Source organism: Altererythrobacter sp. (assembly GCF_050299635.1).
In the GTDB taxonomy this organism is placed as follows: Bacteria; Pseudomonadota; Alphaproteobacteria; order Sphingomonadales; family Sphingomonadaceae; genus Erythrobacter.
In genome coordinates, this window is record NZ_JBNKWF010000021.1 from 1 (window position 1) to 14,935 (window position 14,935).

The following is a 14,935-nucleotide window of genomic DNA, read 5'->3' on the forward strand; positions in this document are numbered from 1 at the left end:
GACATAGCACCGACGCAGGCATAAGGCTCAAATGCGTTTGCATGATTCAGCCAGAGAAGAACGTTTCCTCGAAACGTTTGACGCGAGGTTTCCCTATTGCGACGAAGAGAATGCTTCGGCGCTTATTCGCGAGGGAGCGACGATTAGTCTCAACGCAGCATTTTGCGTCCTCAACGAGATTTGTCGCCCACCCCTCAGCAAGGCAGTTACAAAGGATCGACAACATGAACTGCTTGAAGAATGGGCCGAGGCGGTTCGCCACGAATTGGTTGCCCTTGTACTTCCATGTGCGCAGGTGCTGATCAAAGGTGACCGACTCCCCTGGACTGAAGCCGTGGAAGTCATGGAGCGGGTTGGGGAGTATGATGCCCAACGGGCTGCCCTCAATATCGTCTATTTTTCCGGTGATTGCGACGACAAAGCAGGCGACGTTGCGCTAAACCTAGCCCATTCTAGGATACGCGCTCGATGGGAAAAGATAGGCATCTGATCGATGTCCGCTTTCCACCCAAAATCAGACATCACACCCTTCCCCCTTTCCAAACCACTCGGCCGATGATCTCGACTTCGTCCGCCGCAACTTCGACCGGCGGATAGGCCATGTTCTGGGAGAGCAACGCAAACCTGCCCTGACCGGCCGAGGCGACGCGCTTGACCATCACCGTGTCGCCCAGCCGCACGACATGCACCCCGTCGCGAAATGCGCGCGGCGCACGGTCGACGAGGATCTCGTCGCCATCGCGCAGCAGCGGCTCCATACTGTCGCCTTCGACCTTGATGGCGGAAAGCTGCGCCCCCTCGAAGCCCTGTTCGCGCAGCCAGCGCGCCGAGAAGCGGAACGTATCGAAGGCCTGCTCTCCCACCGGAAGGGCCCCGGGTCCGGCCGATGCCCCAATATCCAGCCGCGGCACTTCGACCCAGCCACCCGATGACGCCGTGGCGTCAAGACGCGAATCGTAGGAATTTTCCTCCGGTGCGCCCAATTCCGTTTCGGAAACGCCGAAAAACTCGGCCAGCTTGCGACGATCCTGTTCTTCCAACTTGCGCGGCGAGCCCTTGCGCACAAACTGCTGCAAATAGCTGGGATTGCGCCCGATCATTGCAGATAGCGAGGCAAGACTGGCGCGGCTTGCCTGCGCCAGTTCCAGCAATCTCGCCCTTCCCGCTTCGTCGCTCATCGCAATTCGCACCTCATTCCGGATTAAAATTCCTATAGCATAGGATTTTTCCTAGACAAGTAGGATTTCACATGGAACGAATCGAGAACATCGCAACGATTCGTCATCTCCAAACTACCGATGAGGGGAACCATGCTGATCCGATCCGTCGAGAATTTTCTCCGCCAGCACGATATGCCTGCGACCAAATTCGGCCGCCTCGCCGCGCATGATCCACGTTTCGTGCTCGACCTGCGCATGGGCCGTATCCCGCGCGAACGCACCGAAGCACGCATCCGCCGCTGGATGGAGAGCTATGCGCCCCAACAACAGGAGACGGCTCATGCAGTCTGATTTTCCCAAGTCGAAGGCGCGCCGTTTTCGCGCCCGCCGCTCAACCGGTGACCGCGTGCGCGACGCATTGATCGCGCTTGGCGAAGCGCAGGGCCAGTTGCTCTCGCATGAAGAGAAAGCCTGGGCCTCGATCACCTTCAGCGGCACCCGCCACGAAGTCACGTTCGCCTTCGATGGGCCCGATGCAATTGCAGCGGGCGAGTGCTTTGTCGCCGCCCTGCCCGATCACGAGTTCACCATTCCGGGGCAATTGGTTGCCGACGCTGCAGTGAGCAAAGTTGACCACACACTTAACCCCGCCCCGCGCATGGTGGTGACTGCTGCGCTGCTGCTGCTGGAGGATGTGTGAGACTCTAGACCCGCCGGATTACCAGGTTCCTGATCTCGCTCATGTCCTCCATCGCGAAGCGGATGCCCTCGCGGCCGAGCCCTGAGTCCTTCACTCCGCCATAGGGCATGTTGTCGACGCGGTATGACGAGACATCGTTCACCACCACGCCGCCGACATCGAGCACATCCCAGGCATCGAGCACCTGGTGAATGTCGCGGGTGAAGATGCCTGCCTGCAGGCCGAACTTCGAATCGTTCACCTGCTCCAGCGCCTCGCCAAAGTCCGAGAACCTTGAGAGATTGGCCAGTGGGCCGAAGGCTTCCTCCGTATTGGCGTCGCAATTGCGCGGCACGCCTTCTAGGAGAGTCGCCTGCAACATCGCGCCATCGCACTCGCCGCCGCACAGCAAATGTGCGCCCTGGCTCACCGCATCGTCGATCCAGCCTTTGAGCCGTGTCGCCTCCTTCACGGAGATCATCGGCCCGATAAAGGTATCGCGGTCCTTGGGATCGCCCGCCACCAGCGTCGCGGTCTTGGCGACCAGCATATCCTTGAAGGTGTCGTAGATATCCTCGTGGATGATGATCCGCTGCACCCCGATGCAGCTCTGCCCGCTCTGGTAAAACGCGCCGAAGATGATCCGTTCGAGCGCGTGGTCGAGATCGGCATCCTTATCGACGATCACTGCGGCATTGCCGCCCAGTTCGAGCACCACCTTCTTCTTGCCCGCCTTGGCCTTGAGCGCCCAGCCCACGCCCGGCGATCCGGTGAAGCTCAGCAGTTTCAGGCGATCGTCGGTAGTGAACAAATCCGCACCGTCGCGGCTGGCCGGGAGGATGCTGAAGGCGCCCTCCGGCAGCACATCGCATTCGGCCAGCACTTCGCCCATGATAATCGCGCCCAGCGGCGTAAGGCTGGCGGGCTTCATCACGAATGGGCAGCCCATGGCGATCGCAGGCGCGATCTTGTGCGCGGCAAGGTTGAGCGGGAAGTTGAACGGCGAGATGAAGCTGCACGGGCCGATCGGCACGCGCTTCCACATGCCCATATAGCCCTTGGCTCGCGGCGAAATGTCGAGCGGCTGGACCTCGCCATAATTGCGCACCGCCTCTTCTGCACCGATGCGGAAAGTGTCGATCAGGCGCGAAACCTCGCCTTCGGCATCCTTGATCGGCTTGCCCGCCTCGACGCACAGGGCATAGGCGAGCTCGTCAAACCGCTCGCGGAAACGCGCGACGCAATGCATCAGTACGTCCTGCTTCTCGTAGCTCGCCAGCCGCGCCATTGGCTCGGTCGCACGCACGGCCCCGGCAATCGCTTCCTCGATCACGTCGGGCGTCGCAAGCGCTGTGCGGAAGGCCACTTCGCCGGTGAATTTGTCCGTCACCTCAAGGTCGGTGTTGGGCTGAGCTGCTTTGTTGTTGAGGTAGAGCGGGTAGATGTCTCTAAGTTCGGGCATTGCAATCTCTCGTTCGTCATCCCTGACTTGATACGGGATCCCGCGTTGGCAGTCCCGCCGCGAGTAGGAAGCGGGACCCCGACTCCGGGGCCGGGGTGCCGGAGCAGGATTACAGCTCCTTGGAAAGCTTTTTAATGTCGATATTCAGAATCTGGTCGTTCTCCGAATAATCGACGGGGCAATCGATCAGGTGAACTCCCGGCGTGTCGCGGCAATAGGCCAGCGTTTCACGCAGATGATCGCTGCTTTCGATGCGGTGGCCCTGTGCCCCGAAGCTTTCCGCAAACACAACGAAATCGGGGTTTCCATAGGTCAGCCCCCAATCCCTGAAGCCCATATTGGCCTGCTTCCAGCGGATCATGCCATAGGCATCGTCGCGCAGGATCAGCACGGTGAGGTTGAGCCCCAGACGAACCGCGGTCTCCATCTCCTGATCGTTCATCATGAAGCCGCCGTCGCCGCAGATCGCCATGACCTTGCGATCGGGATAGAGCATGGCGCTCATCATCGCGCTGGGCAGCCCTGCACCCATTGTGGCGAGCGCATTGTCGAGCAGCACGGTGTTGGGCAGGTATGCGGTGTAGCCGCGCGCAAACCAGATCTTGTAGACGCCATTGTCGAGGCAGATGATCCCGTCCTGCGGCATGGAATCGCGAACCTGCTGGACGAGATGCGGCGGGAAGATCGGGAAACGTGCATCCTCTGCCAGCTTGCCGGTGTGTTCCAGCTCGGCGCGGTGGTAACGCTTGAGATCGCCGCTGGTCCAATGGCCCTGCCGCACGATGTCTTCCTTGATCTGCCAGATGGCGTTGGCGATGTCGCCGATCACTTCGATCTGCGGGAAATAGACCGGGTCCACTTCGGCGCTGCGGTTGGAGACATGGATTACCGTCACCCCGTCTTCCTTCATGAAGAAGGGCGGCTTTTCGATCACGTCATGGCCAACATTGACGATGCAATCGGCTTCCTCGATCGCGCGGTGGCAGAAATCCCCTGCGCTCAGCGCCGCGCAGCCGAGGAACAGCGGGTGCCGCTCGTCGATCACGCCCTTGCCCATCTGGGTGGTGACAAAAGGAATGCCGGTCTTCTCAACGAACTGGTTGAGCATCCGGCCCGTCATCTTGCGGTTGGCGCCTGCGCCAATCACCAGAATCGGATTCTTGGCCTTTTCTAGAGCATCGACTGCCAATCGCACCGCCTTGGCTTCTGCGCTTGGACGGCGCGCGACCGAAGCGGGGATAGGCGTGCCCGAACAGGGCTCCTCGGCAATGTCCTCTGGCAGCTCGAGATGCACCGCGCCGGGCTTCTCCTCTTCCGCCAGGCGATAGGCTTCGCGCACGCGGCTGGGGATGTTGTCGCCCGCATGAAGCTGGTGCGTATATTTGGTGATCGGCTCCATCATCGAGCACACGTCAAGGATCTGGAAGCGGCCCTGCTTGCTCTTCTTGATCGGCTTCTGCCCGGTAATCATCATCATCGGCATTCCGCCGAGTTGGGCATAGGCGGCGGCCGTCACGAAATTGGTCGCGCCCGGCCCCAGCGTAGCGATGCAAACGCCCGTCTTGCCGGTATGGCGCCCGTAAGTCGCGGCCATGAAACCGGCGCCCTGCTCGTGCCGGGTCAGGATCAGCTTGATCTGCTTTGAGTTTGAGAGGCTCTCAACGAAATCGAGGTTTTCCTCGCCCGGAACGCCAAAGATATATTCGCAGCCTTCAGCCTCGAGGCATTCGATGAAAAGGTCTGACGCTTTCTTCTTTTCGGACATGATCGCATTCCCCCCGTTTCGCCCGCATCGATTGATGCGAGCCACCGCAATGCGACCACAATTTCAAGCTTTTCGCCTTTTGCGCAGCCTATCAGAGCTTTACCCGCAAGTCATGGCCCCGTTTCGCAGGGTGGCGCAATCAGTACCCCAACGCGGGATCGAAAATCGGTGCGACCGGTTCACCACGCAGGTAGCGGTCGAGATTTTCGAGGAAACGCTCGGCCGAACGGATGAACATCTTGTCCTGAGCCCGGCCCGAAAGGTGCATGGTGACATGCGCGTTGTCGAGCGCCCAAAGCGGATGCTCGGGCGGAAGAGGTTCAGGTGTCGTGACATCGAGAAACGCCCCTCCGATCCGCTTGGCCTCGAGCGCTTCGACCAGAGCCGGCTGGTCCACCACGGCACCCCGCGCAATGTTGAGCAGCACTGCGTCGCTCTTCATCGCCGCGATTTCTTCCGCACCGATCATCCCGTCGGTTTCAGGTGTGGCGGGTACGGCGAGGATCACCCAGTCGAACTCGCCCAGCCGCGCGCGCCATTCATCGGGACCTAGCACGCCCTCCCCGCCCGAACGGCGCACCACAGCCACATCCACATCGAACGCCTCAAGCCGCGGCTTGATCAGCTTGCCGATCGCGCCATAGCCCAGCAGCAAAGCCTTGCTGCCCGCCAGCTCGCGTTTGCCGGGCGAATCGAACAGCCACTCGCGCCTCTCCTGCGCCCGCACCACATCGCGATAGCCCTTGGCCACGGTCAGCATCCCCATCACGACATATTCGGCGATGGTCAGCGCGTTGATCCCCGCGCCATTGGTGACAGTGACCTTGCGCTCCGCCAGCACGTCGAGCGGCAGAAAATCGAGCCCTGCATAGATCGAATTGAGCCATTTGAGACGGGTTGCGGCGCGCACGGTCTCCGCCATGGCGGCATGGTCATACATGTCGAACCAGCCGATCTCGGCTTCGGGTGCGACGGTGAGCGCCTCCTCCTGGCTGGCGAACCAGCGGACATCGAGATCTTCCGGCAGGCGCGCTTCGACCAGCGGGCGAATGAGCGATGACAGGGCAAGGACGGTCATGCTTGGCTCCCATATTTGTCGAGCATGGGCGGGCGATGGAGGCATTGCGCGAAATCGAAGGGTCGCAAGTTCAGCGGTGCAACCTTCGTGGCGCCGGGGTGCCGCACGTTCAACATAACGATATCCCCTTCTGGCAGCACGCGCGATGGGATCGTGGCAAGAAGCGAGCGACCGCTCTTGAGCCATTCGTCCACCCATTCCTGGATGGTTGCCTCGTCGCTCGCGTTGGGTACAGGCTCCGGCTGGGCGTCGACTTCGGTCCAGCCAAGGACAAAGTCATCGGGCCACTGTTCGCGATTCTCAGGAAGGTAGCGCAGCGCCACCAGCACCGCGAGCCCTGCCTCAGATGCAAAATTCACCACCGGTCGCCCCGGTGAAGAATACCGTGCGCCGTGCAGTTCGGCCCCCTTCCCGTCGAGTGCCACAAAAGGCGCGCGGGTCAGGCGCCAGAGCTTCATCCGAGCTTCCACTCCCAGCCGAGCGGGTCGCCGTCCATTACCTCGACGCCCATGGTCGTAAGTTCGTCACGAATGGAATCGGAGGTGGCGAAGTCCTTCTCCGCGCGGGCGGCTTTGCGGCGGGCGAGTGCGTCCTCGATTTCCGCTTCGGTGATCTGCGCATCCTTGGGCCGGATGCGGAGGTCGACGCGGGTGAGGCCAAAGAGGTTGAGGCCGAGGACAGCTTCCATGTCGTCGATCACTGCACGCTTGATGCCCGCATCGACCTTCTTCACCGCCAGCGCCTCTTCCAGCGCAGTGAGCGCGATCGGCGTACCCAGGTCATCAGAAATCGCTGCGGCGAACTTCTCGCGCATCGGAGCAAATTTGGGATGCGACGGATCGCTTGCTTCGGCATCACGAAGAGGTTCAACCGCCATGACCATCCGCTTTAGCCGGGTCAGCGCCGCGCCGAGGCCTTCCCACGAAAACTCCAGCTCACTGCGGTAATGCGCCTGCAGGCACATCATGCGGTAGGCGAGCGGGTGATAGCCCTTGTCGATCAGCAACTGCAGCCGCAGGAATTCGCCCGCTGACTTGCTCATCTTCCCCGATCGCTCGACCAGGAAGTTGTTGTGCATCCAGATGCGCGCGCCGGAATTCTCCGCCACGCCCAACCCGTCAGTGCAGCAGAAGGCCTGGTTCTGCGCGATCTCGTTGGGGTGGTGAATCTCGCGGTGGTCAATCCCGCCTGTATGGATATCGAAGGGGAAGCCGAGCAGCTTGCCGCCCATCACCGAGCATTCGAGATGCCAGCCCGGCGCGCCCCGGCCCCAGGGCGAGTCCCATTCCATCTGGCGTTTCTCGCCCGGCGGAGTCTTGCGCCAGATCGCGAAGTCAGCGGCGTTGCGCTTGCCTTCGACCGCTTCGATCCGCCCTTCTCCCTCGTCGGTGACTGCGCGCGCGAGGCGCCCGTAATCCTCGACGGTCGAGACATCGAAATAGAGCCCGCTGTCGAGCTCGTAGCAATGCTTGAGCGCGATCTGCTTCGCGAAGTCGAGCATCTCCTCTATATAGTCGGTCGCGACTGACCACTGTGCCGGCTGGCGGATATTGAGCGCCTTCACATCGGCCCAATAGGCCTCGGTATAATGCTTCGCGATGTCCCAGATGGACTGCGCCTTCTCAGCGGCCATCTTCTCCATCTTGTCTTCGCCCGCATCGGCATCATCGGTCAGGTGGCCGACATCGGTGATGTTGATGACATGGGTGAGCTTGTAGCCCTTCCAGCTCAGCGTGCGGCCCAGCACATCGGCAAAGACATAGGCGCGCATATTGCCGATATGCGGGTAGTTATAGACCGTCGGCCCGCAGGTATAGACGCGCGCTTCGGGCGGCTGAGCCGGATCACCAGGAACACCGGGATGGACGGGCTGGAATTCCTCCAGCTTGCGGGTCAGCGAATTGAACAGCTTGAGCGGCACGGTGGTCATGGCCAGCGCCTTGCCGCCAGCAGCACCGCCTGGTCAAGCTATTCGGCAGGTTCGAGCTGGCATTCCTCACTGCTATCGTTCGGTTGGCAGGCATCGGGATCGACCCAAAGGTCCTCATTGCCCGCACCAGTGACCGGCTGGTCGATCAGCGGATCCTGCTCAAAGCCATCCACCGGCTTCAGCTCGACCAACATGGTGTCGAAACTGCCGAGATCGTTGTCACGGTCCCCATCGGGATCGCGCTCGCTGTCCTTGTCGCCATTGGGATTGAATTTCTTCCTGACCAGGTCACGCGTCGGATCGTCAAACGGATTTTCTCCCGGTGTGATCGCGATGCAGACGGCGGGGCTGACGATCAGGCAGCCGTTGATGGTCGAGAACGGGTCGAAGCTGCTCGTGATCGACACCGCGCCAATGGTGTCGAGGCCGGTTGTCCCCCCGATCGTGCCATTGATGACAATCGGCTGGATCGTGCCGCCACTATCGCCAATGTTGAGCGTGTTGACCTCGAAGCCCCGCCGGTCTGCGATGGCGGAGCTGAGCGAGGTGTTCTGGATGAAGACGCGGCTGGCGGTGGTATCGATATTGAGCGTGTCCGCGCGGATCACGCCGAAGGGATTGTCCATCCCGTCGCTATCGCCCAGCCGCAAATCGATCTGCGAGAGGCTCATGCCCTGAATATCGGCGAATGCGGCATCGGTCGCGGCGATGAAATCCGTCGCGAAAATGTCGATCACGCCGGTCAGACCTTCGGTTGCATCGAGCATCTGCAACGCGCCCGTATCGGCCACCAGGCGGATGAGGCCCGGCGCATCGAGGACGAGGTGATTGCTCAGGCTGGCATTGAAGATCGCCAGATTGCCGCGCACCAGGATATCACCGCCGGAACTGAGGATCAGCGATCCTGCCGGGCCGATATTGCCGTCCATCGCGCCGCCCGATCCGGTCCCGACCACGGCGAACATGTCATCCACAGTGATCAGGCTGCCGGAAAGCGAGCCAGCGTTCACAGTAATATCACCGCCGCTGAAAATGCGCGCGAACTCAGCGGAGTCGAGCTCGAAACCGCCAGTTCCTCCTGCACCGCCCAGCGTCACATCGCCCAGGCCGGTGATCGAGATTGCCTGCGTGACGTCGCTTTGCCCCAGCGCTGCGAGTGCGCCGATGTCGAGGTCGCCTGCCAGGATACCAATGGTCTGCCCGCTTGCCAGCGCGCCCGCAGAGAGAAGCCCGCCCGCATCGAGCAGGAGCGCACTGCCCGCAATCACATCGTCGAGCAGGGCCAGGTCCTGTGCCGCCGACAAGTCGATTGTACCTGTCGCCCCGGCACCAAGCACGCTGAGGCTGCTGTTACCCGTCACAGTGACGTCGCCCGCCGAAGCCTGTGCATCGAAAGCAAGGTCTCCGCTCGAAACGATCGAGACCGATGTGCCGCCCGCCGAGAGGATCCCCGCGACCTGCGCGTCATTCGTGACTGCAACCGGGCCGCCGGTCGAAGACAGGCTCGCATCTAAAGTGCGCAGAGTGCCGATATCTATGCCGTTCACCGCGTCGATCGAGACGAAGCTCGCAAGCGTGGGATCGGCCAGCACATTGACCGCAGTGAAACTGCCGCCGGCGTTGGATGCCACACCCAGGCCCGTATCGAGCGTGGTCACCGCAATATCGCCGCCCGCAAACAGCCCTGCATCAACTGCAGCGGTGAGGTTGTTTGCGAGAATATCGGTCGCGGCAGTGATGTTGATCGCCCCGCCGCTGTCGATGTCACCGGGGGCTGTGCCGGTGACCGAACCCGTCAGCGCTTGCAGCAGGACATCGCTGCTTGCCGTCAGATCCCCGAAGAGAATATTGTTCGCCAGAATATCGACGACATGGGCGGTGTCGGTGAAGCCGAGCGAAGCATCGCCGCCCGCCGTCAGCACAATATCGGTTCCGGGCACAGCGGCAGTCCCGATCAGGATATCCCCACCGGCCACAATGTTGAGATCGCCTGCACCAATCGAAACGCTATCGACGGTAAAGCTGCCGGGCACTGCATAGGAAGGTTCGAGCGCACCGCCCGCTCCCGCCACGGTGGTGAGCTGTCCGCCCGCAGTGATCGCGCTCGCGAAGATATCCTGCCCCACGGTGATCCCGATATCGCCAGTGGCGGCCAGCGTTGCACTGCCCAACAGGCTGCCAGACGATGCGCCGATGAGGATCTGGCCCGAGCTGATCGTGGCTGTTCCGAGGTCGACATTGCCCGTGAGGCTGGTGACGTCAAACAGGCTGGTGGTATCGATAGAGGTGGCGATTCCGCCGCCGCCCATCACAATGTCATTGCGAGTCAGGATGACGATCTCATCCGCGCTCACCGCGCCCTGCGGCAGGTACAGCGCGATCACGTCATTGTTGCTCACGAGACCGATCTCGGCTCTGTTGGTAATCGCCAGATTGCCGAGGCAGATATTGCCCTCAAGGCATGGAGCGGTAAGCAAGCCAGCATCGTCGCCCTGCACGGCACCAGCAATAGGTGCATCGTTGACGTCTGCCGCCAGCCAGCCAGCCGTGATCGTACTGCCCGAACCGTCAATCGCATTGCCGAGGAGGAGAGTCGCGGAGATACCGGAACTGAGCGTCCCGTCGATCACAAGCGACGAAATGGGTGTCAGCAGGGGACCGGACAATGAGCCAACCAGTCCGCCGGCGCTGAGGACAAGAGGCGTACCCGAAGCAAAGGGCTCGGTCGGATCGAACGGGATGGTCGGGTTGAGACCGCTGGAGAGCAATGCCCCCGCATGGACGATAATGTCGTCGCCCGTATGAACGGAAAGCCGGTTATCGGCCAGGACCGAAGAACCGGAAACGAACACCGCATTGCCGCCCGAATTGATGGTGATGTCATCATAGGATGCCACCGTTCCGGTAATCTGTGCGAGGGCGGATGGATCGTAGATCGGCAGTCCCGAAGGGTTCGAATAACCTGCGTCGATGAAGATCCCAGCGAAGTTCGCGGCACCTTGCGGCCCCACGGCCACAGCATCGCGGACGAACACATCGCCGCCTGCCTGGATCACCAGATTGGGGATAGCCCGCACATCATCGACAGAGATGTCGCTCACGGCACCCAGGAACACTTCATTGCCGGAAAGGATCGAACCCGGCTGCGCATCGATATCCGTGCCTGCGTTGGCAAGGATATTGCCCGCGCTATCAAGCGAAATCGTTGCGGCACCATTGTTGGTATGGATAACGGTGATGGCTCCACCCGCATCGAGCGTGGTCGAACCGCCCACCACAAGCTGTCCATCCGCGTCAAAGATCAGCGCGATATCGCCGACGACATCGGCCTGCACATTCCCGGTTACGGTAATCGGGCCGCTGTTGGACTCAATTGTGAGGCTGGGCGTGGCAAGCGGAGCGATGGAACCGGGCGCCGTTACGAACAAAGACGCCATGGTGATCAGGCCCGCCGGGTCGGTCGAGGCATCGACCAGTGTAATCGTCCCGCCAGCGGTCGAGCCCATGACCGTTCCGAAGCCCGCGATCCCGCTCGCGTCAATCGCAACATCTCCCAGAGTCAGGCGCCCCGGGCTACCCTCAAGCGCTTGAAGCGAAGGTGAACCACCCACGCCATCGCCGCCATTGCCAGTCTGGCCAAGTATGGTCAGGCCGTCGCTACCGCCCAAGCCGGCGAATCCGCCGAAACCGCCGCCGCCCACAAAGATTCCAGTGGCGATGATATTGCCGCCGACCGATCTCAGGATTGGCGCGCCGCCAGTACCCGCGCCGCCATCGCCGCCATTTCCTGCGGTCCCGCCATTGGTCATGTCGAGGCTACCGCCGAATCCGCCGCCGCCGCCGAATCCATTGGCCTCCAGCGAAAAGGACTCTCCGCCATCGAGCAGCGTGATCTCTGTGCCGCTTCCCGCTTCGATCAGGACCGTTCCACCGATGGCTGCCCCGCCGGTGCCTCCATCGCCGGCAATGCCGCCAAGGAAGTTGTCTCCACCCACTCCGCCGGAACCGCCAAATCCGTCCGCAAATACGTCAGTGGCGAAGGCCGCAAATGTCTGCACGGCGCCGTTGCTGAGAATGATTTCTGCCGATCCGCCCTGTGCGCTGCCTCCGGTACCGCCATCACCGCCAGCCAGTACAGCCGAACCTGCCCGACCCGCGCTGCCGACGCCGCCCGATGCCGAACCGTCAACGGTCAGCGGCGGCGGAACGGCAAAGCCCGCATTGGGGCCGCTCATCAGGAAGCTGGCAGTTCCGCCAATAGCACTGCCGCCCGGCGCGGCCGCACCTGAGGGCCCGTCCGAAGCTCCGGCGAGGCCACCGTCAGCAGTTGCCAGGATCGCAATGAAATTCGCGTCCACGAGAGCGTCGTCGAGGACAAGGCCTGCATTGCCGCCGGTCGCGCTGCCGCCCGCTCCCGGCGCGTCGCCCGATCCGCCCTGTCCGCCGGTGCCAGTGGCATCGATCACATAGTCACTACCGATGGCGTCATCGAGCATGAGGATCGCTTGCGCCATTCCGCCAGTGCCAGCTCCACCTGCACCTCCCGCGCCCTGCGCTTGCCCCGGTCCCGCGCCCAGGCTGTCACCACCAGCCCCGCCGGTGCCCGCAGCCTGCACAGTCAGCGATCCGAACTCGATGGTACCTGCAATCTCGTTGTAGGTTGCGCTGCCGCCCTGCCCGTCACCGCCTGCACCGCCGCCAGCGTCAGGGAGGAGGCTGTTGTCGAATGAAGTGCCGCCAAGTCCGCCTGTGCCGTTTGCGCTGACCAGGATCGCGGCGGCATCGATAGTAGCCGTTCCGTCGAGATTGAACGCCGCAGAGCCGCCTGTACCGTTGCCTCCGTCACCGCCCATCGAGCCGAATCCGCTGCCGCCGCTGCCGGCTATTCCGTCGGCAGTCACCGCAAGCGTTCCGGACACGGAAAGCGTCCCGCCGCTGGCATTGAACGTCGCACTTCCCCCGATCCCGTCACCACCCTGGCCGCCAGAAGTACCAAAGAAGGAATCGCCGAAAGCACCATCTGCGCCGATGCCGTTGGCGCTAACCGTCAGACTTGTGAGTGAGACCGTGCCGCTGCTGAAATCGAAGGTGATATCGCCGCCTATGCCGGTACCGCCAGAAGCAGCCGGTGTCGTTTCCGCCACCAGGGCCACGGCGAACAGGCCGGCACCTTCAAAACCCCCCGCTCCACCGCCAATGCCGTCGCTGGAAATTCTGAGGTCGCCCGCGTTGAAGATTCCATCCGAGACCACGAAGGAAACTGCGCCCGCGGTTCCCGCGCCGAACACGCCGCCTTGCGCGCTGGTATCGATTTGCAGGTTTCCGCCAACCGTCAGCGATGCGTTTGCACCGATTTCAACCGAAACGGAGCCAGCCGTCGCGTCGGCTTCGGGACCGGGTACATCCAACCCCAGGGCGCTGGTGTCGAGCGTCAGATCGCCGCCAATCTTGATAACGCCCGCTTCCAGGAGCGAACCTTCCGGAGCGCCTTCTGCAAGGATTTGGATATCCCCGCCCACCGCATCGCTGACCCCTGCCCGCAGCACGAGATCGCCCGCGACGCTGAACACGCCGCCTTGCGCGGCGCTCAAGTTGATATTTCCGGCCCTGACAATGTCGAGATCATAGGGGTTGCGCGCGTCGCTGCCGAACACCACTGACTCGCCCGCACCCGGCTGGATCGAAAGCGTATCGCTGGCATATACCTTAGTCGACGAATTGAAGTTCGCTCCGCCGACCTCGATCGAACCACCCGCAACGGCATTGGCTGTATCGAAAGCTATGGCTGGCGCGTTGACCAGCCCCTCGTTCGACACATTGGCCCCGGCGCTCAGCACGATCTGGCCATTCTCGGTCAGCGCAGCCGCCACAGCCGGACGATAACCGATGTCGCCACCGACGAGCATGGTGATCGCATCGTTCTTGGGGACGGCGACCATGTAGATCGCGCGTGCATCGGCATCGAGAATACCGCCGTTTACGTCGGTCACCGCCTGCGAAGCATCGCCCGTGGAAGTGCCGGTGTGGACCACTCCGTTCGCATCCGAACTTCCAACTTCGACAGCGATATCGAACAAGCCGTTGTTGATTGTCAGCGTTGCTTGTTCGGCTGCGACATAGGCGATCGATCCATCGGCATCGACGGTACCCGCCTGGACCACGCGCGGTGCGACAATGCCGACATAGCTGCTCGAAAGGATGGTCGCCCCGGCGTCGATTGCGATGCTCGAATCGCTCTGGCTGGTGCCCGTAAACTTTATCGGCGAACCGAATCCGGGGATCTCTGCGATGTCGCTGGTCGAGAGCAGCAACCCGCCGACGTTGAAGGTGGCGTTCGGGCCGACAAGAATGCCGCCGGGGCTGTAGAACCAGATGTTGCCGCCCGTCGGCGCACTCGGACCCAGCAGGCTCGTCACCGTCCCGCCAAAGGCAATGCCGCGATAGTTCCCACTCGCATCGGCGGTTGGAAATATCCGGTTGAGGACGGTGTAGTCTTCACCCGGCCCAACGAACTCCAGCTCGGTCCCTTCGGGCAGGAAATTGACGTAGCTGTCGGTGGTAGCGAGCGTGTTGGTGTCGAAAGTCGTCCAGTTCAGGATCGCATCGGAGGAATCGACTGCGATCTGGTCCTTGGTCGCGCCGCGTGTAATCGTGACCGTGCCTTGTGCCACGGTTACGTCCCCTTGAGCCGCCACATTGTTGTCAACGCGGGGCGCGACGGACACGCTTTGCGCAAATGCGTCACCTGGCGCCATCGCGGCAATTACCACGGCGGCTGCCAGTGCGGAGCCGCTGCCCAGCCATGCCTTGCGTCTCTTGGAAGCGCCTGCGGTGTGGATCGGATTGGTTGCCGTCATTCTT

Annotated in this window: 10 protein-coding genes; 3 read left to right on the plus strand and 7 right to left on the minus strand. The window is 62.0% G+C overall.

Annotated elements, in window-relative coordinates; genetic code table 11:
- Positions 1-31 precede the first annotated feature (31 nt).
- Positions 32-490 (plus strand): hypothetical protein, encoded by a 459-nt coding sequence (locus tag ACQY6C_RS11330; RefSeq protein ID WP_427968786.1) that lies wholly within the window; start codon positions 32-34, stop codon positions 488-490.
- Between the two features lie 31 nt (positions 491-521).
- On the opposite strand, the gene ACQY6C_RS11335 is transcribed toward ACQY6C_RS11330, so the two are convergent.
- Positions 522-1,178 carry a S24 family peptidase gene (locus tag ACQY6C_RS11335; RefSeq protein ID WP_427968788.1) on the minus strand — a complete coding sequence of 219 codons (657 nt, stop codon included), beginning with the start codon at positions 1,176-1,178 and terminating at the stop codon, positions 522-524.
- Positions 1,179-1,310: 132 nt separating this feature from the next.
- Between ACQY6C_RS11335 and ACQY6C_RS11340 the strand changes: the two genes are divergently transcribed.
- Together ACQY6C_RS11340 and ACQY6C_RS11345 are read left to right on the plus strand one after the other, a co-directional pair.
- A complete protein-coding gene (locus tag ACQY6C_RS11340; RefSeq protein ID WP_427968790.1) occupies positions 1,311-1,511 on the plus strand; it encodes a hypothetical protein in 201 nt (66 codons plus the stop codon).
- Positions 1,501-1,860 (plus strand): hypothetical protein, encoded by a 360-nt coding sequence (locus tag ACQY6C_RS11345; protein ID WP_427968792.1) that lies wholly within the window; start codon positions 1,501-1,503, stop codon positions 1,858-1,860. The genes ACQY6C_RS11340 and ACQY6C_RS11345 overlap by 11 nt, the downstream gene beginning before the upstream one ends.
- A 4-nt stretch (positions 1,861-1,864) precedes the next feature.
- Here ACQY6C_RS11345 and ACQY6C_RS11350 read toward each other — a convergent pair whose 3' ends face one another.
- The 6 genes from ACQY6C_RS11350 to ACQY6C_RS11375 form a co-directional block, all read right to left on the minus strand.
- On the minus strand, positions 1,865-3,301 hold the full coding sequence (locus tag ACQY6C_RS11350; RefSeq protein ID WP_427968793.1) for an aldehyde dehydrogenase family protein: 1,437 nt from the start codon (positions 3,299-3,301) through the stop codon (positions 1,865-1,867).
- 109 nt (positions 3,302-3,410) lie between these two features.
- Positions 3,411-5,066: an acetolactate synthase large subunit gene (locus ACQY6C_RS11355; protein ID WP_427968795.1), complete on the minus strand. Its 1,656-nt coding sequence runs from the start codon at positions 5,064-5,066 to the stop codon at positions 3,411-3,413.
- Positions 5,067-5,205: 139 nt separating this feature from the next.
- Positions 5,206-6,144, minus strand: a complete 939-nt coding sequence (locus tag ACQY6C_RS11360) for a D-2-hydroxyacid dehydrogenase (protein WP_427968797.1) — start codon at positions 6,142-6,144, stop codon at positions 5,206-5,208.
- The gene (locus tag ACQY6C_RS11365; RefSeq protein WP_427968799.1) at positions 6,141-6,602 is read right to left on the minus strand and encodes an RES family NAD+ phosphorylase; all 462 of its coding nucleotides are present in this window, start codon (positions 6,600-6,602) and stop codon (positions 6,141-6,143) included. Before ACQY6C_RS11365 ends, ACQY6C_RS11360 begins: the two co-directional genes overlap by 4 nt.
- A complete protein-coding gene (gene cysS, locus ACQY6C_RS11370) occupies positions 6,599-8,074 on the minus strand; it encodes a cysteine--tRNA ligase (RefSeq protein WP_427968800.1) in 1,476 nt (491 codons plus the stop codon). Before cysS ends, ACQY6C_RS11365 begins: the two co-directional genes overlap by 4 nt.
- A gap of 38 nt (positions 8,075-8,112) precedes the next feature.
- The gene (locus ACQY6C_RS11375) at positions 8,113-14,931 is read right to left on the minus strand and encodes a hypothetical protein (RefSeq protein ID WP_427968802.1); all 6,819 of its coding nucleotides are present in this window, start codon (positions 14,929-14,931) and stop codon (positions 8,113-8,115) included.
- Positions 14,932-14,935 lie beyond the last annotated feature (4 nt).